The organism is Paenibacillus sp. 1_12 (genome assembly GCF_900114475.1).
GTDB lineage: Bacteria > Bacillota > Bacilli > Paenibacillales > NBRC-103111 > Paenibacillus_S.
This window is the reverse complement of record NZ_FOTE01000010.1, coordinates 24,466-43,665: the sequence shown is the minus strand read 5'-3', so window position 1 is coordinate 43,665 and position 19,200 is coordinate 24,466. Positions and strand designations below refer to the sequence as shown.

18 protein-coding genes are annotated in these 19,200 nt (G+C 43.5%); 14 read left to right on the top strand and 4 right to left on the bottom strand.

Features of this window, described 5'->3' with window-relative positions; translation table 11 throughout:
* Positions 1–58: 58 nt before the first annotated feature.
* Both BM210_RS21180 and BM210_RS21175 read right to left on the bottom strand, forming a co-directional pair.
* Positions 59–544, bottom strand: a complete 486-nt coding sequence (locus BM210_RS21180) for a hypothetical protein (RefSeq protein ID WP_091173160.1) — start codon at positions 542–544, stop codon at positions 59–61.
* Positions 545–648: 104 nt separating this feature from the next.
* The gene (locus BM210_RS21175) at positions 649–1,554 is read right to left on the bottom strand and encodes a DMT family transporter (protein ID WP_091173157.1); all 906 of its coding nucleotides are present in this window, start codon (positions 1,552–1,554) and stop codon (positions 649–651) included.
* A 170-nt stretch (positions 1,555–1,724) separates the two neighbouring features.
* On the opposite strand from BM210_RS21175, the gene BM210_RS21170 reads away from it, so the two are divergent.
* From BM210_RS21170 to BM210_RS21150, 5 genes are all read left to right on the top strand, one after another.
* Positions 1,725–3,959, top strand: a complete 2,235-nt coding sequence (locus BM210_RS21170; RefSeq protein WP_091173154.1) for a helix-turn-helix domain-containing protein — start codon at positions 1,725–1,727, stop codon at positions 3,957–3,959.
* Positions 3,960–4,575: 616 nt separating this feature from the next.
* Positions 4,576–5,505, top strand: coding sequence for an ABC transporter permease (locus tag BM210_RS21165; RefSeq protein WP_256223883.1), 930 nt, complete (start codon positions 4,576–4,578; stop codon positions 5,503–5,505).
* An 18-nt stretch (positions 5,506–5,523) separates the two neighbouring features.
* Positions 5,524–6,426, top strand: a complete 903-nt coding sequence (locus BM210_RS21160) for a carbohydrate ABC transporter permease (RefSeq protein WP_091173152.1) — start codon at positions 5,524–5,526, stop codon at positions 6,424–6,426.
* 22 nt (positions 6,427–6,448) lie between these two features.
* On the top strand, positions 6,449–8,083 hold the full coding sequence (locus tag BM210_RS21155; RefSeq protein ID WP_256223882.1) for an ABC transporter substrate-binding protein: 1,635 nt from the start codon (positions 6,449–6,451) through the stop codon (positions 8,081–8,083).
* Between the two features lie 211 nt (positions 8,084–8,294).
* On the top strand, positions 8,295–8,858 hold the full coding sequence (locus tag BM210_RS21150) for an NAD(P)/FAD-dependent oxidoreductase (RefSeq protein ID WP_091173149.1): 564 nt from the start codon (positions 8,295–8,297) through the stop codon (positions 8,856–8,858).
* 229 nt (positions 8,859–9,087) lie between these two features.
* Here the strand turns inward: BM210_RS21150 and BM210_RS21145 are convergent, their stop codons facing one another.
* Together BM210_RS21145 and BM210_RS21140 are read right to left on the bottom strand one after the other, a co-directional pair.
* Positions 9,088–9,555, bottom strand: a complete 468-nt coding sequence (locus BM210_RS21145) for a type II toxin-antitoxin system VapC family toxin (RefSeq protein WP_091173147.1) — start codon at positions 9,553–9,555, stop codon at positions 9,088–9,090.
* A complete protein-coding gene (locus tag BM210_RS21140) occupies positions 9,542–9,877 on the bottom strand; it encodes a hypothetical protein (protein ID WP_091173146.1) in 336 nt (111 codons plus the stop codon). The genes BM210_RS21145 and BM210_RS21140 overlap by 14 nt, the downstream gene beginning before the upstream one ends.
* 684 nt (positions 9,878–10,561) lie before the next feature.
* Between BM210_RS21140 and BM210_RS21135 the strand changes: the two genes are divergently transcribed.
* The 9 genes from BM210_RS21135 (at position 10,562) to BM210_RS21095 (ending at position 19,197) form a co-directional block, all read left to right on the top strand.
* Positions 10,562–11,419: a class I SAM-dependent methyltransferase gene (locus BM210_RS21135; RefSeq protein WP_091173144.1), complete on the top strand. Its 858-nt coding sequence runs from the start codon at positions 10,562–10,564 to the stop codon at positions 11,417–11,419.
* A gap of 12 nt (positions 11,420–11,431) precedes the next feature.
* Positions 11,432–11,674, top strand: a complete 243-nt coding sequence (locus BM210_RS21130) for an acyl carrier protein (RefSeq protein ID WP_076228687.1) — start codon at positions 11,432–11,434, stop codon at positions 11,672–11,674.
* Entirely contained in the window at positions 11,671–13,011 is a 1,341-nt protein-coding gene (locus BM210_RS21125; RefSeq protein ID WP_091173141.1) for an ATP-binding protein, read from the top strand. The genes BM210_RS21130 and BM210_RS21125 overlap by 4 nt, the downstream gene beginning before the upstream one ends.
* Before the next feature lie 11 nt (positions 13,012–13,022).
* Positions 13,023–14,180, top strand: a complete 1,158-nt coding sequence (locus tag BM210_RS21120) for a UDP-glucuronosyltransferase (RefSeq protein ID WP_091173138.1) — start codon at positions 13,023–13,025, stop codon at positions 14,178–14,180.
* Positions 14,170–15,276, top strand: a complete 1,107-nt coding sequence (locus tag BM210_RS21115; RefSeq protein WP_091173136.1) for a radical SAM/SPASM domain-containing protein — start codon at positions 14,170–14,172, stop codon at positions 15,274–15,276. The genes BM210_RS21120 and BM210_RS21115 overlap by 11 nt, the downstream gene beginning before the upstream one ends.
* Before the next feature lie 23 nt (positions 15,277–15,299).
* The gene (locus tag BM210_RS21110) at positions 15,300–16,493 is read left to right on the top strand and encodes a radical SAM/SPASM domain-containing protein (RefSeq protein WP_091173133.1); all 1,194 of its coding nucleotides are present in this window, start codon (positions 15,300–15,302) and stop codon (positions 16,491–16,493) included.
* 102 nt (positions 16,494–16,595) lie between these two features.
* Positions 16,596–17,603 (top strand): ABC transporter ATP-binding protein, encoded by a 1,008-nt coding sequence (locus BM210_RS21105; RefSeq protein ID WP_091173130.1) that lies wholly within the window; start codon positions 16,596–16,598, stop codon positions 17,601–17,603.
* Positions 17,578–18,387 (top strand): ABC transporter permease, encoded by an 810-nt coding sequence (locus tag BM210_RS21100; protein ID WP_091173129.1) that lies wholly within the window; start codon positions 17,578–17,580, stop codon positions 18,385–18,387. The genes BM210_RS21105 and BM210_RS21100 overlap by 26 nt, the downstream gene beginning before the upstream one ends.
* 9 nt (positions 18,388–18,396) lie before the next feature.
* Entirely contained in the window at positions 18,397–19,197 is an 801-nt protein-coding gene (locus tag BM210_RS21095) for an ABC transporter permease (RefSeq protein ID WP_091173126.1), read from the top strand.
* Positions 19,198–19,200: the final 3 nt, after the last annotated feature.

Below are 19,200 nucleotides of genomic sequence, written 5' to 3'. Positions count from 1 at the left end.
CTTCGATTACCTTCCACGAATCAACAGATTAAGCAGAGATAGCATACAGATAGCGCTTTCAATCGCCAACATCGGTAATTAGGGAAATAATTTTTTGCAGTCGAATGTATTCATTTTTCTCAAGCCCCGGTCGAAAATAACTGTACAAATAAGCGGCCTCATCAAAGCTTAAAGCGGGATGGCATACGATTTCCTGAATGGATAGCGGATTATCGATAAGAATTTGCCATTCCCCATCTCGGTCTGCAAGCGGAATCCTTGACATGATATCAGATTTAATGGAAATGATTTGTTTGAGCTCATCCCATATATGCAGCCAGGAAGGACTGAAAACGCCAGGCTCGGGAAATAATCGCTGCCCCTTATCAAGCCAACCCTTGACCTGTTCAATCTCTGCATCCTGCATATACTTCAGCTTGTGTTTAATCCCCTCCAACAATTGATGAAAAGTGGAATAACCGCCGTGGTGCACCATTTGCTGATACTCAGCCTGTTCTTGCTCTGACTCCGCATAAATCAAGCTTTCCCAAGAACTATGATTCATCGTTTTGTTCAACCCCTTGAGTAGTTATAGGCTCCATTTGTATTAAATTTAGTATAATTATGTATTTTAAAAAAGTCTATATAAGCATTAGAAACAAAACACTTTTACGGAGTAGGCGAATTGAGTTTCAGCATTCGATTGGCTGCATAGATACCTGTGAGGATCAGGGCGGCCCCTGCAAAATGGTAAATGTGAATACGTTCTCCGGTGAAGGCGGTAGCAAAGATTGTACTGAATAAGGGAATAAGGTTCAGGAATCCTGCACAGCGGGCAGGTCCGATCATCGCTATCGATTGATTCCATGCTGAAAATGCGATTAACGAAGCGAATACTCCAATATAGACGATACCTGAGCCCATACCGAGCGAAATATGCAAAACAGGTTTAACGAGCATCACTTCAACGATGGAAAGAGGAATTAAAAGTGCGACTGAAATGATAATCGTATACACAAATAATGCATGAGCTGGGACTTGTTTAGCAGATCGTCGCATTCCAACAGAGTACAACGCCCAACATAAAATCGCTGCGAGCATCCATAAATCACCTTGATTAAAGGAAAGGTTAACCAATACATCCCAGCTGCCGCGGGTGATCATCCAGAGCACACCCAGCATGGATAAGCCTATGCCTGGTATGGTTTTCAAGCTGATGGACTCTCTAAGCATCACCCATGAAACCATAATAATCAGAATAGGCGTTGCTGCATTCATGACCGCCGCATTGATCGAGCTCGTATACTGTACAGCCATATAGACAAGCGTATTAAAGCCTGCAACTCCGGTCAGCGATAGGAAAGTTAGCATTTTCCATTTTTCGAAAAACAGGGCACGATGGGTCCAGGCATCCTTGCCATATATCGGTGTTATCACGATCAACGCAATACACCATCGCAATGTAGCTAATAGAATAGGTGGGATATCGGCTACAAGCACCTTTCCAACCACAAAATTTCCGCCCCACAGACAGGTTGCCAAAACTAATAACACATAGGGTGAACGCCAATTCATGATGGTGGGACTCCTTTGCTCCAATATATAAGTGACATTAGTTTAAATGGATATCGTAAACAATTGCAAGTTATTTGTATTGTGCAACAATAGGTTCTTATTGACCATTAAATGTTAGTTCCGTTCGTCTTATAATAAAATTACCAAATGTACCCAAAGGTGGGGTTGCAATGAAAAAAGTATGGTACCAACGGATGTTATGGTCGTACATTCCGATGTTTATGATTGTCGTCTGCTTTTTATTTTTCGTGTTTTTTCAAACATTGGCAGAGCAAAATAAAAAGGATCTATCGATGGCGAACCAAGTGTTTACTCGGCAGGTGCTGTACTATATTGACGCTACACTGCAATCCATTGATTATTTGGTTATTAATGAATTATTGAATAATGAGTTGTTCAAACAATTTTTTGAAGAAACCGAGTCAGGCGATGTCCTGCTGAACTATAAAATTTCAGAGAAAATCAAAAATTTGAAGCAGATGAATCCGTTGATAGATTCGATCTATTTGGTTCGTTATCATGATCAGTTTGTGTTTAACGGCAATATATTGAATGGAAGGGAAAGCTTTACGGACGCATCCTTTGTTCAACAAATGAAGCAGGAGGCCTACCCGAATCAGTGGTCGAATCTGCGTAAATTTCGTGAGTTTGAGAGGATGGATTCCAGATCGGTTGTCAGTCTTGTTCGGCATTCCCCATCTAATGTGGAAAAAGGTGTGCTTGTTGTCAATGTGAGCACTACTCAGCTGCAGAAAAAGGTGTTGGAGCTGTATCATACCTCATTTCGGTTTGTAAGTTTGTTCGATCGTAATGGGGAGCTGCTGTTCGATGACGGTCATAGGCTGGATTCACAGATCGAGGACAATCAGATGATCTCGGCGGAAGCCTCTACATACACAGGCTGGGTCATACGCAGCGGCTTGATGGCGGGAACGCTGATTAGTGTCGCCTCAACGGTTTCGGGTTTTTGGATCATTCTTGGTATCATTGCTTTTACACTCGGTGTGATTTCTATTCTATATGTAACACGCAAAAACTATAAGCCGATTGATGAGCTTCTTTCCCGGATACATGCGTATTCGCAGCCGATTAAACCGATTGTAGGCGGAAATAAGATCGATGAATTTAAGGTGATTGGCACTGCTCTGGGCAGCTTGATGGAGCAATCGAACCAGCTTGCCCAGCAGTATGAAGATGAGCTGAGAGTTCGCAAAAAGTTGTTTTTTCACGAAATGCTGAGAGGTGCTTATAAAATACAGCTGCCTGAATGGAGCTCTCAAATGCGCAGACTCCAGATGAGTGATACGTTTCATCAACAGCTCGTTATTGTAGCGGAAATTGATCGGAGTATTGATTTTTTTCATGCTTATAGTGAACACGATCAATATTTGATTAAATTTGTCATAGCAAGTGCTTTCCATGAGGTAATGGATAATCATAGAGTATCGGTTTGGATTGAATGGACGACAGATCACCAACTGAGTGCCATTGTAAGCAGGCCGAATGAGGAGGAGACGACAAGTGACTTGATTTTTCAAGCCTGTGAACAGATTCAGCTGTGGTTAAAGGCGAACATCAAGTACACAGTGACGATAGCCTTGGGCACGGTGGCCGAGCAGCCCGTTGATATTGCGCTTTCTTACAAAGCAGCGCTGCGATCACTCCAATACAAGGCGGTGCTTGGCCATAATCGAATTATTCAGCAAAAGGATTTGGACCTGCACTCTCAGGAGGACCGTTTCAAATACGTTCAGCTTCTGCTTAAACTGATCGAAAGCTTTGGCATTTATCAAGAAAAATGGCAGCAGTGTCTGGAAACCATTTTTTACGAAATGAAAAAAGACATGCTTTCCAGGGAATTTATTCTGATCGTTTTGAATGATCTCATCTGCTCTTTAAACAAAGAGCTCAGCAAAATACCGAAGACAAGCAACTGGCGAGAGGAAGGAGAGCTCGAAGGTCTTGAGAAGGCAATGGATCAGTTCGAAACTTTGGAAGAAATCCAGCAGCAGTTTACGGAAGTACTGAATAATTTGTTTCAGCGTGTGCAGACCTTCCATAATCGTGCTCACCTTCATGATTTACTTAGGGAGCTTAAACAATATATCGAGCAAAACTTTATGAATCCGGAATTGTCTCTTGAGCATCTTGGACAACAGTTTCGTATGAATGGCAAATACATTAGTCATGTATTTAAAGAGGAGTTCGGGGAAAAATTTATTGATTTCCTGACCCAAATCCGCATGCGTCAAGCACAGCAATGGTTGTGTGAGACCGATTGGCCGATTCAGGATATTTCCGAAAAAGTTGGGTACGTCAGTTCGATCTCATTTCGCAGAGTTTTCAAAAAACATTCGGGCGTATCACCTGGAGATTATCGCAAGGTGAAAAGTGCTTTTAAGTAATTTGAAACTGGTGCAAGGAGCACCTCCACTAAATAAAAGTCATTTCATAAAATTCTCCTCATACTTCGTCCACGGGAAGTCCGATGAATAAGTTCCGCTGCGCTCTTCCGTTCGCTGTAGAACAAAGACGATGACCAAAAGTATATCCCCGCGCTAACGTATAATTCCTGTTAAACGAATTAAGTATGGCCTGCGAAAATAGCTTGCAGCTGATGTTGTCCACGCATAAGAAAACAGTTTGCCAACAGGAAAATGGATTGTTGAAGTATGACCCGCAGCCCTCTAAATTGAAAATAAGCTTACTAATTCCAAGTATTGTAAAAATAAAACAAAGGAGGTCGCCTTCTCACCAAGCATTAAGCAAAGCATAAGCGATGTAGATCGTAACGAGAACCAGCGAGTCCCGAAGGGACGATGCGTCCCCGAGAACCCGTAGTCTCGCCAACCCGCATCACACCAAAAGTAAAGCGTGTCCTGTAGGGACAGAGCGAGCTAATCCGTGCGCAGACTCGCCAACCCACATCACACCAAAAGTAAAGCGTGTCCCGTAAGGACGGAGCGAGCCAGCCGCACACAGTTTCGCATACCACCATGGGAGTCCAGAGGGCCAAGCCCTTTGGGGCCCTCCTTGCGGGGAGGGTTTGGGAGGGGGATCCTATCTATTAAACGACATTGGCAACTTTATCTTATCGTCATTCTTCCGCTGTTGTACTTGATTATTTTCAAGTATATCCCGATGTTTGGCGCCCAAATCGCGTTCAAGGATTACAACGTAGTCAAGGGTATGCTGGGGAGCCCCTGGGTGGGGATGAAGCATTTTGAGCAATTTTTTCAATCACCAAATTTTCCAGTTCTGATTCAAAACACCTTGTTTTTAAATCTTTATGCATTGCTAGTGGGCTTTCCGGCTCCGATTATTTTAGCTTTGGCACTTAATGAATTGCGACAAGGTTTGTTCAAAAAAACAGTTCAAATGGTTACCTATGCCCCTTATTTTATTTCTACAGTCGTTATGGTTTCGATGATTATTATTTTTCTGTCTCCACGGGTCGGTTTTGCTGGCAGCGTATTAAAAGCGTTTGATATGGAATCTGTTAATATTCTTGGGCTTCCAGAGCTGTTCAGACACATATATGTGTGGTCGGACATTTGGCAGCATACAGGGTATGGAGCGATCATTTACATGGCTGCCCTGGCAGGAATCAATCCGCAATTGTATGAAGCAGCCAAAGTAGACGGGGCATCACGCCTGCAAAAAATATTCAACATCGATATTCCCGGAATCATGCCAGCGGCGGTGATCTTACTTATTTTGAACGTTGGTCAATTAATGAATGTCGGATTTGAGAAAGTATTCCTGCTGCAAAATCCTTTGAACACCGGCACATCCGAGGTGATTTCTACCTATGTTTACAAAATTGGTTTGATCGGCGCCAACTTTAGCTTCTCCGCAGCAATCGGCTTATTCAACTCCGTCATTAACCTGATTTTACTGCTGCTTGTAAACTTCTTAGCCCGAAAAAGTTCGGAAACCAGTCTGTGGTAGAGGAGGAGGTCTGAGATCATGTCCAAATCGAATGCAATTCGTGAATCCCATGTAGATAAGCTTTTTCTAGTTTGTATTTATGTATTTCTTGGGGCTGTTCTTGTAAGTGTATTGTATCCGCTTGTGTACATTGTTAGCTCTTCCTTCAGTTCTCCGCAGGCAGTAGTCGCAGGAAGGGTGTGGCTGTTTCCGGTGGATTTTAGCCTGGCTGGCTATGAAGCTGCATTCAAAAATCCACAAATTATGATCGGGTACCGTAATTCTGCTCTGTACACAATTGCAGGCGTTTGCATTAACATTATTTTGACAGTAATGCTTGCGTATCCTTTGGCTAGAAAGGATTTTAAAGGCCGGAATGTGATCATGGTGCTGCTTGTGATTACGATGCTGTTTAACGGTGGGCTGATTCCATACTATATGACGGTGAAAAGTGTAGGGATTCTCAACACGCCATGGGCCATGCTGCTGCCGCAGGCAATGGCGGTGTGGCAGGTCATAATTGCACGAACATTTTTTCAAACGACGATACCGGAGGAATTATACGAGGCTGCAGAGCTGGACGGGTGCAGTGATCTGCAATTTCTGCTGAAGGTCGTGCTTCCCTTATCCAAGCCGATTATCGCCGTGTTGGTGCTGATGTATGCAGTTGGCCATTGGAATGCTTATTTTGATGCACTAATATTCCTGAAATCATCCAATCTGTTTCCGCTGCAAATCATATTACGTAATATTTTGATTCTTAACAACATTGACGCTTCCTCGATGATGATCGATGCCAATCAAATGGCTGTAAGAGAAGGCTTAAAGGACTTACTTAAATTTTCCTTGATCGTCATATCGAGCTTGCCTGTGCTGATTTTGTACCCTTTTATTCAAAAGCATTTTGTCAAAGGCATTATGATCGGATCACTTAAAGGATAAATTGAAATAAGGGAGCGTTTCTATGAACAATAAAATCATGGCTTGCTGTGCATGGGCTATAAGCTTGGTGCTGCTGGTTACGGCCTGCAGCGGAAATCCAGATGCGAATATGGAAGCGGTTCCAAAAGATGGTAATGCCCCTATAACTTTGTCTGTATTCAGTGGACAGCGGGCAGATGTGGAAAATTTGGAGACGAATACATTCAGTAAATATGTCGAGAAAAAATTAAATATCAAGTTCAAGTGGGAGGTGGTTCCCAATGCCGGTTTGAATGATAAAAAACAGCTGCTGCTGGCAAGCGGCGATTATCCGGAGGTATTTTTGGATGGGAATTTGACACAGGCTGAGCAGTTGAAATATGGACAGCAAGGTGTATTTATTCCACTCAACGACCTGATTGATCAATATGCGCCCAATGTGAAAAAAGCGTTCAAGGATATCCCATATTTACAGAAGGGGATGACGGCGCCGGACGGTAAAATATACGCAATCCCGCAGATCAATGAATGCTATCATTGCTGGTATGCACAAAAGCTGTGGATCAATACGAAGTGGCTGGAAAAGCTGGGCTTAAGTATGCCAACAACGACTGAGGAATATTATCAGGTGTTGAAGGCCTTTAAAGAGAAGGATCCTAACGGTAATGGCAAAGCAGATGAGATTCCACTCAGTGGCGCAGGAGATCCCGCTACATGGCATGGCAATATCGACGGATTTTTGATGTCGGCATTTATTTATAACAATTCTGCGGATTATTTCACGATGAAGGATGGTAAGGTAGATTTTGCTCCCAATAAACCGGAATGGAAAAAAGGCTTGGAATACATGAACCGTCTTTACAAAGAGGGACTGATTGATCAAGCCTCATTTACACAAAACCAGGATGGTTTGAAGCAGCTGGGCAATAACCCGGATACGGCAATCCTCGGTTCATTTACGGCGGGGCATATCGGGATGGTTGTGGATACGGCTCCAGGAAAAACGCGGCATAAGGATTATGATGCGGTTCCACCACTCAAAGGGCCGGATGGTGTGCAGCTGAGCGGATATTTTGCGGGTGTGGGCAACGGGACTTTCGCCATTACAAACAAAGCATCGAAGGAAAAAGCGATTGCAGCTATGAAGCTCGCTGATTATATGTATACGGAAGAAGCAGCTTTGTTGTCAATTTTCGGCCCTGAAGGAAAATGGTGGTCCAAAGCGAAGCCAGATGAGAAGGATGTTCGCGGACGTCCGGCTAAATATGTAACGGCTCCGGAATTTGACTCGATTCAACAGCAAAATGAGCACTGGAGCCAAATGGGTTCCTCGCTGCGAACTCGTGATTATAGGGAATCCTTTGCCGTGCCGCAGGATCCACTTGGTAATGGCGGCTATGAATACCGTTTGTATTTGGCTACGCAAAAGTATGAGAAATACCAACCGAAAGAGATGTATCCCGTGAGTATCTTCATGGACCCTCAGGATGCCGATGCAGCGAATCAGCTGCGGACGACGATCAACGCCTATGTAAAAACGTCGATGGTCGAGTTTATTATCGGTCGCAAAAATTTGAATAATGATTGGGATGCTTATGTTAAAGGACTGGATGGACTGAATCTGCCGCAGTATATGAAGATTTATCAAAAAGCGTATGACAGTGTCTATAAAAAATAAAGATTAACTTATTGCTAAAGGCCAAGCACAGATCGGGTTCCTTAAGCAAACTTTTCTACATTTGTCACGATACGGTTTCCTATTCCTGATGGCTCTTGATGTCGGTAATTTTGACTTTGGCCGAGGCATTGTGTAGCATAGAAATTACCGACAAGCTTCAGCTGCATCATGGGAAATCATAAGAATGACAAACGAAGGGAGAGATTCAAGCATGTACGATATTATTGTAATTGGGGCTGGCCCGGCAGGATCCAGTGCGGCTTTATTCGCAGCTAAGGCAGGTAAGAAAACTTTGATTATTGACAACGATCAGAGCATTACCAAGCGTGCCTGGGTGGAAAATCATTATGGTATTTTGGAAATAACTGGTCCGGACCTGGTTGAATTAGGGAAAAAGCAAGCAACCAAATTTGGAGCTGAACTGATCTCTGGTAAAGCAATTAAAATCGGTAAAACTTCAGAAGGTTTTCAAGTTGAGACTGAAAGTGAACACTATGAGGGTAAGCATGTCATTCTCGCAACTGGTGTTCTTACGGATCTTGCAGAGCAAACTGGGATTGAAACTAAACCGGCAAGCGAGCCTCGTATCAAAACGGTATATGTCACTTCTCCGGAGGGTAAAACTTCTGTTGAAGGAATTTGGGCAGCGGGAACTGCTGCAGGGGTGAGTGTACATACAATCATTACTGCCGGTGATGGCGCTAAAGTAGCAATTAATGTAATAAGTGAGATCAACGGTGAGCGGTATGTGGATCACGATATGATTAAATCCTAAAACCTTGTAGTTCATGGTTTAAAACATAGTGAAAATGAAGAATGCTGCCGAATTATCGGCAGCATTTTGTTTTGTCCAGTTGTAACGGAACAACTACGTGTATTTTTGTATAAATGGCTATCATTCTCTGCTGAGAATCCAATTTATTTCTGATAAATATACTGAATAGATAGATAGTTGATTACGGTCGAATTGATGATACGCTTTCAATTGTTTTGCCGAACAGCACCTATACACCGCTTGGCATCACTTTGATATCGGAATCCAGCTTAGGGAGAAAAGCGTGGTTTGGATTAAACGTAAAAATTCGTTTTACTTGGTAAGTCAGCATCACTACAGCAGTTAACGCCTCACTTAATGAAAGCCGGAGCTCTGGGAAGCTTCCAATTAACTGCTTGGATTCTTGCTCAAGCTCGGGGCTGCCGGATATGACCATGAGAACACCTTTGGCCACTGACTGATCAACAATATCGATAAAAAATTGGGCATGGTCAAAGCTGCAGCGGTTTCGCAGCCACTGATGTGTATCAAATATGACATAATTGGTTGTAATGAGCGGACGCTCCAAATCATCAAGATCAAGAAAAAGCGCTTTTGCCCGACTGTAGTTAGTTTGCTCTTCATCCATCAGAGACGTCAGAGCAGTTTGATCCAAAAAAACAGCCTGTCGGTAATCCATTTGCTCAATCCTCGGCATACTGCTCACCTCCATAACGGTTAAATTCCCGGCTCGTTAATTGATCCAGATAGAGCAGGGGATTACGCTCCAGCTGCTGAAGAGAAATGATCTGTTGTGGAACGGATTGTGCCTGCGCCCAATGCTGCTGCAAAATACGATTAATCACGGCACTTACCGTCGTTTGCTGCTGCTCTGCCAGATCATGACACTTGTCCAGCAGAACAGGATCTAAATCGAGAATCGTGGCTTCTTGTTTGTCTTCGGAACCAGATATGAGTTGACTCGCGGCTGTTTTCCATTGCTCTAGCCGGCTATGTAGCTTTTGTTTGGCATTATCCATCGAGTAAGCACCTCCTTATTCTGTATAAGCTTCGGATGTACTCCTCTTTTTTGGGGTATATCGGGTTGTAATCTGTATCTATTGACTCCAAACAACGATATTGATAATTATTATCAATAATAATGGTTTTGTAGTTTTTCTACTATATCAAGGTGTGTGGTGAAGAGGGCTTTGACTTTTTAGGCATGCACCATTGCAAAACGAAGGCTGAAACGTTAACAAGTAAAGGTGTATTATACGACACAGCAGTGGTTAGCGAAGAAAGCAGAGGAATATATGCGAGGTAGTAAAGGATAGATTTGTACCATCCAAGAGGCTTGCATTCTCAATTACTAAACACATCGCATGTTAGAAGCCGAAGAGTGGGATGGCGTATTTATGTGAGGTGATGCATCAACTTGTTGCAGCTGACATCAATAGAACTAATTTCCTATTAATGGTAATTCTGATTTGTTTACTACGTCCACCTGTTGGGATATGCAATTGCTCTGAATGGAGTTAATAACCGATAACTTGCATAAATATATTGAAAAGTCCAAGTTTTTCAAAAATGTATTAATCTGTGAAATGCTATTTACAAAAAAGTCTAATTGATGGTTATCCACTAATTCTGCTAAGCTTGTGAAGCGAATGAATAACCACATTTTTCCAAATGAATCAATTATTAAGGGGGTCATTATGTAGATGGAATTGAATTCTATTGGTATGGACAAAGGTATCGAGCATCAAATTCATCGGTCTAATCATCCCATATTAATCAAGCTGTTAGAAACTGTGTATTGGATGTATTTCATTGTTTTATATCCAATCTATTATGTGTGGAATAAACGTGACTTCACTAAAAACAAGCTAAAAAATCCTTTTTATATTAGCAAGCTTGTACGACTGATCGAAAAGCATCCGCGATTGTACGAATGGTCAATGTTTGTGTTGAACTTTCCGAAACCAACCTCTGTGTATCGTTTTTTACCTCCGCTCAAAGGCAGCATTCTTCAGGTGGGCTGCGGGACCGGGCTGTTGAACAAGCATGTAGGTAAATCGCAGTCCAAGAAAATAGTTAATTTGGACATTAACCCGCACTATTTGGAGTATGGAATCAGGAAAGGAAGATATGATTCTTACCTGCTTAGCGGGATTTATGACGTTCCCATGGAGGATAAAAGCTTTGACGTGATTATATTTGCCCGCTGCTTTCATCATATTCGCCATCATAAAAAGGCATTTGCTGAGTGTGCCCGACTGCTGAAGGATCATGGTGAGATCTGGATTGCAGATCCGGTCATAATGGAAGAAGCCGAATCGGGCAAGCAGATGACCGAGGGTTATATGGTGAATTCTTCAATTGATGGAGTCATATGGCGGTTTACGAAAGCGGCTTTGATCAAGCATATTATCAAATCTTTGCCCCCCCAGCTTCAGCTGACTTCTATTACTGATGACAGACAGCTGCATATGACCAACTACAACCTGAAGTATGCCCAAACAGACATTCTGGCCGTTATTGTCAAAACCAGTGATTCGGCCGTTGTTCATAAACCATAAGGAGTGATGTTCATGCTTCAGGAAAAAATTATCGGGATCATCAGTGAAATCAAAAATGAGCCGGAGCTGCTTCAAAACCTGCAGGGAAGTTCAGATGTGCTGAATGATGGAGGATTGGATTCCCTTCAGCTGATTAACTTCATATTGCGAGTAGAGGATGAATTTAATATTGAAATTGATTTTGACGAATTTGATATGGTCCATTTGAATTCGATTGATACGTTCTGCTATTTTATAGAATCCCAAAGCGCATGATAGGATCAGAGCGCAGACCGCGTATTCATTGCGGAACCTTTGATGCCGAGACCTGTTGGCGGGATGACAAGCTAACTAGACTGCCTTCTATTCCCGATCTGCAGACACGCAATTTGGTGAATGCCATGGATGAGCTGTTATTTGTATTTTGTCAGAAACAAGATACGTTGTTGACCCGCTATGCGATGGATGAAGCGCACCTCCATTATTTACAAGACATTGGCTTTAGGTTTACTAACAATAAGGTGGATCTGGACGTATCGCTTCCTCCTACGGCATCCAGTGAAATGAATATCTTCGAACGTTTGTCGGCGGCATTGCCGTACATGAAGTTAGAGGAATTAGTGCAAGATGTAGAATTGGAGCCCTTTGCCATACTGAATGGTGTGGATGTACTGGCTGAACAGCAGGGTTGGAGGTTTCACGCCCCCTCACTTCAAGTGATTAAGCATGTTAATTCCAAAGTCTATTCCACAGAGCTGAAAGACAAGCTGGGTATTTGGAATGTAAGTCAATTTATAAGAAGCTGTACTGAACTGGATAGTATTGGAAAGGCACTGCTGGATTCCGGTCCGTTCCTGATCAAGGATACCTTTGGAGTATCGGGAAAAGGAAATTTGCTGATTTCAACAGAAGGCATGCTGAACCGAGTGAGTACCTATATAGCCAAGCAAGAAAATAACGATAGACAAACGTTGTTTATTGTCGAGCCGCTGCTGAATAAGGAAATGGACTTCTCGTGTCAATTTGAGATTTTACCGGACGGAAGCTTCAGTTTTATTTCGGTGCAGCAGGTGCTAAATTCTGATTTTGCCTATCAAGGCTCGGTAACGGCAGCTCCTCCATTGATACAGAGGCTGGAGCGGGAAGGTTATTGGGAGCTGATGCAAGCGGTTTCCAACAGTTTATATGAGAGTGGTTACTTTGGACATGTCTGCGTCGATTCCATGGTACTGCAGGATGGATCGATAGTTCCGCTAGTGGAGATTAATGCCAGAAAATCAATGAGTCTTATCAAGCATCAGCTTGACATGTATCTGGATGCTCATTCGCTTGAAGGTTATCTGACGTATGTATCGATGGTTGGTTCGACTCCGATTGCTTTTGGAGATGTGCTGCATGCGATGGAAAATGAGGGGCTGTTGTACAAGAACGGATGCCGTAATGGAATCATTCCATTAAGTGCAAATACATTCAAGGTGAATCAACAACGAGACGGACGTTATAAAGCACGTATGTATGTATCGATTGTTGCGAGTGATTTGGTGGAGGGGGAGCAATTAAGTATTAGGCTTCGTACGCTGCTATCATCGCTGGCCATCACAGTATCCAGTTAGGGGATGAGGTTTTGAAGGAGACGCCCATAACCATTCTTTGCTCCGGGTTCGGACTTGGCTTTTATAACCCTGGATTAATTGTCAGCTACCAATTGAGGCAGAAGCAGATCGCAACCGAGGTATTGGTGTTTGAAAGCTTTGTACAGCAGGATAAGCAGGACAAAATACGGGACAGCCAAAAAGCCTATCATGATAACTTCGCGTTAGCACTGGTGGCAACGAAGATTCCGAAGGATATTCGCGACAGTATCGATTTTGAGCAGGTTGATGTGCTGCTGGAAGCATGGGCTAAAGAGGGGAGGCGCGATTTTATTGCATTATCCGGACATTGGGTCTATATCCTGGATCTATACCGGGCTAAGTTGAAGGAGGGAAGTAGGGAATTTAGTGACGTATTACAGGTCGATTTGCTCTATGTCGATTCAGATTTATCTCCTTCGTGGAAAGGCTTGAAGAAGTTCAACCCGCTGTACAATCAGCACTATAAAGACGTCTGGCTTTATCAGGCATCGAGCAGTGTCATCGCCTGCTTCATTCCTGTGGGAGAAGATGCTGTAATTCCATTGAGTGATCGTCATGATCGATATGTGATTCACGGGGGAGGCTGGGGGATGGGCACGTATCAGGGCAAAATTCCCGAGCTTCAGGAGCGGGGTTTCAAGCTCGATATCGTTGCTTATACGTGGGAGGAGACGCTTGAACCGAGGCAGGGTGACCGTTATTTCATGAATGACCCTGCATGGACGGCATGGCGCAAAGGTCCAAAAGGAGAGCATGATCTTCCGTTATTTGCCGAAATCCAGCCATCAGAACAACCCCAGTACACGAATTTGGAATCGCATCACGGTCTCTATGATGTTATTCGACAGGCCAAAGCCATAATCAGCAAGCCTGGGGCTGGCACCCTAATGGACTCATTATCTTCGGCAACGCCGGTTATTATGCTGGAGCCGTTCGGTTCTCATGAGAAGCGCAATGCCGAGCTGTGGGCGCTTAAAGGCTTCGGTATCTCTTACGAGGAATGGAAAGAAAGGGGTTTCTCCGAGGAGATTTTGTATGAACTTCATCTTAACTTGCTACAGCAAAGATCGATTACACCGAGTTATACAGAGGTGCTTGTCGAAACCCACCATTTACACGAACAAGGGAGGATCGTTCATGCTGATTAAAACAGAAACGGCACAGCAGCATCCAGGTCTGGATAGCGGTATTCCCAAATGGGTGTTTCTCCAATTACTGGAGTCCTGCAACCTGAGATGCAAAATGTGTTTTGAGTGGGGAGATAATGGCGCCTATAAAGAAAAACCGGAGCTGAAGAAGCTCGATCTGGCGGTAGTCAAAAAAATTATAGAGGATTGCAGTCCAGCTAGACCCTATTATGAGCTGTATGGCGGTGAACCGTTAATCTATCCATGGATCGACGAAGTATTGGAATCCATTAAGTATCATAAAAGCAGCGTTCATTTCCCAACAAACGGTACACTGCTGGAGCGTCACGCAGAGATGTTGGTTGAGCATGCGCCGGAACGAATTTGGGTATCGCTGGACGGGCCGGAGGAAATTAATGATGCACAGCGGGGCGAGGGCGTCTTTCAAAAAGCAATGAAGGGAATTCGCAAGCTCTACGAGGTGCGAGAAAGCAAAGGCTCGATCTATCCCAAGATCGGGATCAGTACGGCGGTAACACCGATTAATCATCAACATCTGGAACGCTTTTATTTTGAAAGTCTGGATATGACGATGATTGATTGCATCAGTGTAGAGCTTCAGCAATATGTCACTCAGGAGCGCTACGAGCATTACGCCACGGTGCTTAAGGAAGAGTTTCATGTCCAATCAGCTCCCATTGCTAGAGGTTTTATCAGCAGCCCAGCGCATTTCAGCAGTATAGATGCCAAGGATCTGGCCCGGCAGCTCAAGCTGATTGAGAAGTTTTGTAAGGACAGCGGCCGTTATTTCAATGCTTATCCCAAAGTGATTAGCGAAGACAATATTCGCAATTATTTTAACGCCAAATGGGAGCAGGTCACAAATATGAAAAAACGCTGTGTGTTTCCCTGGATCAGCACTGAGATTAATGCCAGAGGCGGCGTAACCTCTTGTCATAATTTTTATGATCTGACGCTTGGCAATGTCAATGAGCAGGGACTGCTTGACATTTGGAATGGTCCGAAATATAAGGAATATCGCGATTATTTGAAAAAGCAGCTATTTTCCATATGCCCAGGCTGTTGTCTGTATTACAACGAAAAACCGAGCCATTAATTCACTAATTGGAGGGATGGACGATGCAGCCCAAAACGAGAACCAAGATGGATCAAAAATCTTTTGAAATTCTCAAACGCACGATCCGTAATATCGCAGTTCCAATTCGTGAAAAGGCTCATAATCCGAAATATAAAACGGTGCTGCCTGAGTTTGTGGCGATTAAACTGACCAACCGTTGTAATTTACGCTGCAAGCACTGCTACCAATGGAACGAATCAGGCTATCATCACCATATGGATACTGCGGAGCAGAACCTGGATATCGATATCAAAATCATCAAACAGCTGCTCGATGATACGAAGGCTTTGAAATCAAGACTGTATTTGTGGGGCGGGGAGCCGATGTTTCATCATCGGTTTGATGAGATACTCGATCTGCTTAAAGAAGATCCGCGTGAAACGACGATTTGTACCAACGGACTCTTAACCGAGAAATTTATAGATTCGCTTAATGAAATATCCGAGGATTTGGAGCTGCTCATTGCACTCGAGGGTTTTGAGGCTGACCATGATTTGATCCGCGGCAAGGGCTCGTTCAGGAAGACGATGGAAACTATTGATCTTCTACTGGAGATGCGGAGAAAAGGATTATTTAAAGGTCGGATTTCCGTGCATAGCGTTATTAACAACGCTAATATTTATTACTTGTATGATCTGATGGAAAGCTTTGAAGCCAAAGGGATTGATCTCGTGCTGCTGACCTTTCCGTGGTACATCTCGAATGAAACTTCTGTGAAAATGGATGACTATTTCAGCGACCATTTTAACTGGCTACGTCCTCTGGATGAGCATCAGCGCAACAGCTGGCACGCATTCAAGTATAAAATCGACACAAAGCATTTGACGCCTTTAATGGAACAGCTGGAGAAAATGAACGAACGTGTTTGGGAAACCAGGCTGCGTTATCAGCCTGGACTGGAATTCGATGAAATCGAACCTTTCGTCACTGGGGACGAGATGACAAGCCGTTGTGCAACAGACTGTCTGGCGCTGGCAACACGAATTGATGTAACGCCTAACGGCAACATCTCGGCTTGCAAGTTTTTCTCGGAGTTTTCCGTTGGCAATTTGCATGAGCAAAGCTTGACGGAAATCTGGAATTCCGAAGCTTACGATAAAATTCGTGAGACGATCAATAGTGGAGGATTGACGCCAGCCTGCTCCAAGTGCAATGTACTTTATTTACATGGAGTATCCTCGTTAAAGCACATTTAGTTTATTCAATTAATAATTAACGGTATTAACGGTGTGTGAATGGCATAGCTTCGGAAGTTATGCCGTTCATTGGAGAGTATTTAACAAGCTAAAGGAGACCTGATGATGATTATTGAAGTGAACGGGCTGTCCAAATCATTCAGCTATTACAATAAGGAGTTGGGCTTGAAAAGCTCGTTCAGCAACTTGTTTCGGAGAGAAAAGCTGATTAAGGATGCCGTCTCCGATATTTCGTTCGGAATCGAGGAAGGTGAGGTTGTCGGTTTCCTTGGACCTAATGGAGCAGGCAAGACGACGACTCTGAAGATGCTTTCCGGAATTTTATATCCTGGAGGCGGCAGTGCTACTGTGCTTGGCTACACACCGTGGGAGCGCAAAAATGACTTTAAGCGGCAGTTCTCGATTGTTATGGGTCAGAAAAACCAGCTGTGGTGGGATTTGCCAGCCAATGAATCGCTTTATTTGAACAAATGTATTTATGAGGTGGATGACAAGCAGTATAACGACACCTTGGGCGAGCTTTCGGAGCTCCTCGATGTTAAGCATTTATTGAAGGTGCAGGTTCGCAGATTATCGCTTGGGGAACGCATGAAGATGGAGCTCATAGCGGCACTGATTCACAAGCCGAAGGTACTGTTTCTCGATGAGCCAACGATTGGTTTGGATATATTGTCCCAGCGCAAGATCAGGGAGTTTTTCAAGCATTACAATCAGGATAGAAAAACAACTATTTTGCTAACCAGCCATTACATGAATGATATTGAGGATCTGTGCAAAAGGACGATTATTATCAACCACGGTAAAGTGATTTTCGACGGCAGCCTGAAGGAAGTTAACGATATTCTCGGACACAAGAAAATCATGAAGCTGATTTTGTCTCATCCCGTTGATGCTCATACCCTTCAGCAGGTCGGGAACGTGAAGGAGGTTAAGGACCTACTCGTAACCATCGAGTTTGAAAAAAACGATATTAAGCGATTGTCACGCTGGGTACTCGATCATCTGCCTGTTATCGATTTTACCATTGAGGACATTCCGATTGAAGAGGGCATTGCCCTGCTGTATCAAAAAGGCGGTGAACAGCATGCTCATGCCGAGCAAATATCTTAAGAGCTTTTCACTAGGTGTTCAAAAGGTTTTGGAGTATCGCACGAACTTTTTTTTAAGCTTGTTCAGCTGCATATTCCCGATTATCATTCAATTCTTTTTTTGGAAGGCGGTATTCGCAAGCTCTAATCAATCCATGGTGTTCGGCTATTCCTACAACCAGTTGATTGCCTATTCGATTCTTGCGATATTGATGACTAAGCTGATAGGGACTGGCTTTCAATTCGAAATCGCACGGGATATCAAGGATGGCGGCTTGAACAAATATTTGATTAAGCCGATTGGTTATTTTGCTTATCGGATCTGCTGCTTTCTTGGTGAGAAATTGATTGAAATGGTTGCGATTTTATCTATTTCGATGGTTGTTGTATGGGTATTGAATCTCTGGCTGGGGTTCCCGGTGCAAGGTCAGCAGGTGTTATTGTTTTTCTGCGTCGTCCCTTTTTCGCTGCTGCTGAATTTCTTTATTTACTATAGTTTGAGTGCAATTGCGTTCTGGTTTATCGAATCCAACGGAGCGTTCAAAACTTTTGGTCTGCTGGCTACAATTGCAAGCGGCGGGTTATTTCCGCTCGATGTGTACAGTCTTGGCATGCAAAAGATTTTACTAATGCTTCCTTTTAATTATGTGGTGTATTTTCCAATTCAACTGCTGAGTGGCAAACTTTCCATGGAGCAGATTGGTCAAGGCTTGGTTATGCAGATCATGTGGATTGCTGTGTTTGCTGTGCTTTCCGGTATTCTCTGGAACACTGGAATGAAAAAGTATGTAGCTGTGGGAGGGTAGACCTGACTCATGAAAACGTTGAAGAAATACGGGTACATCTACCTGATTTTCGTGAAAAATTGTTTTATCGCGCAGATGGAATATCGGATCAATTTCTTGTTCGCCAATACGATCGAGATTGCTTATTTGTGTATCAAGCTGATTTATGTACTGGTGGCATTTCGGGTGGGTGTCATTATTAATGGATATACCCCGGATGCGCTGCTGATGTATGTCGGCTCGTTTACGATGATGACAGGATTTTATTGTTTGTTTTTCTATTCTAATTTTATGATGCTGAGCAATCATATCCGTGACGGTACGCTGGATATGCTGATTACAAAGCCGGTCTCGCTGCAATTTATTGCTACGCTGCGCAGAATCGACTTCGGGTACTCCTTTACGAATGTGGTGGCAGGGATCGCGATGATTGTGATCGGCTGGAGCAGGATGGGTATTCCTGTAACGCCTGTGAAGGTTATCGGCTTTATGGCCTTTATATTCGTGGGTGTGGTGCTCAAATACGCGATTTTTTTGATTCCCTCGCTGATTTCATTTTGGACGGTGAATACCGACGCGGTTAATCAAATGTCAACAGCCATCTGGGATATGAATCATGTGCCCATGAATATTTACGGACGTTCAATCCAGCAGGCGGGTATGTTCCTGTTTCCGGTGTTTATTATAACGAACTTTTCGCCATTGTATGCGATGGATAAGCTGGATGTTTCCTATATGGTTTGGTTTATCGCAGCACCTATTCTCTTTCTATTTATATCTCGTAAGCTCTGGAATGTGGCCATTCGCAGCTACACCAGTGCAAGTGGTTAATCT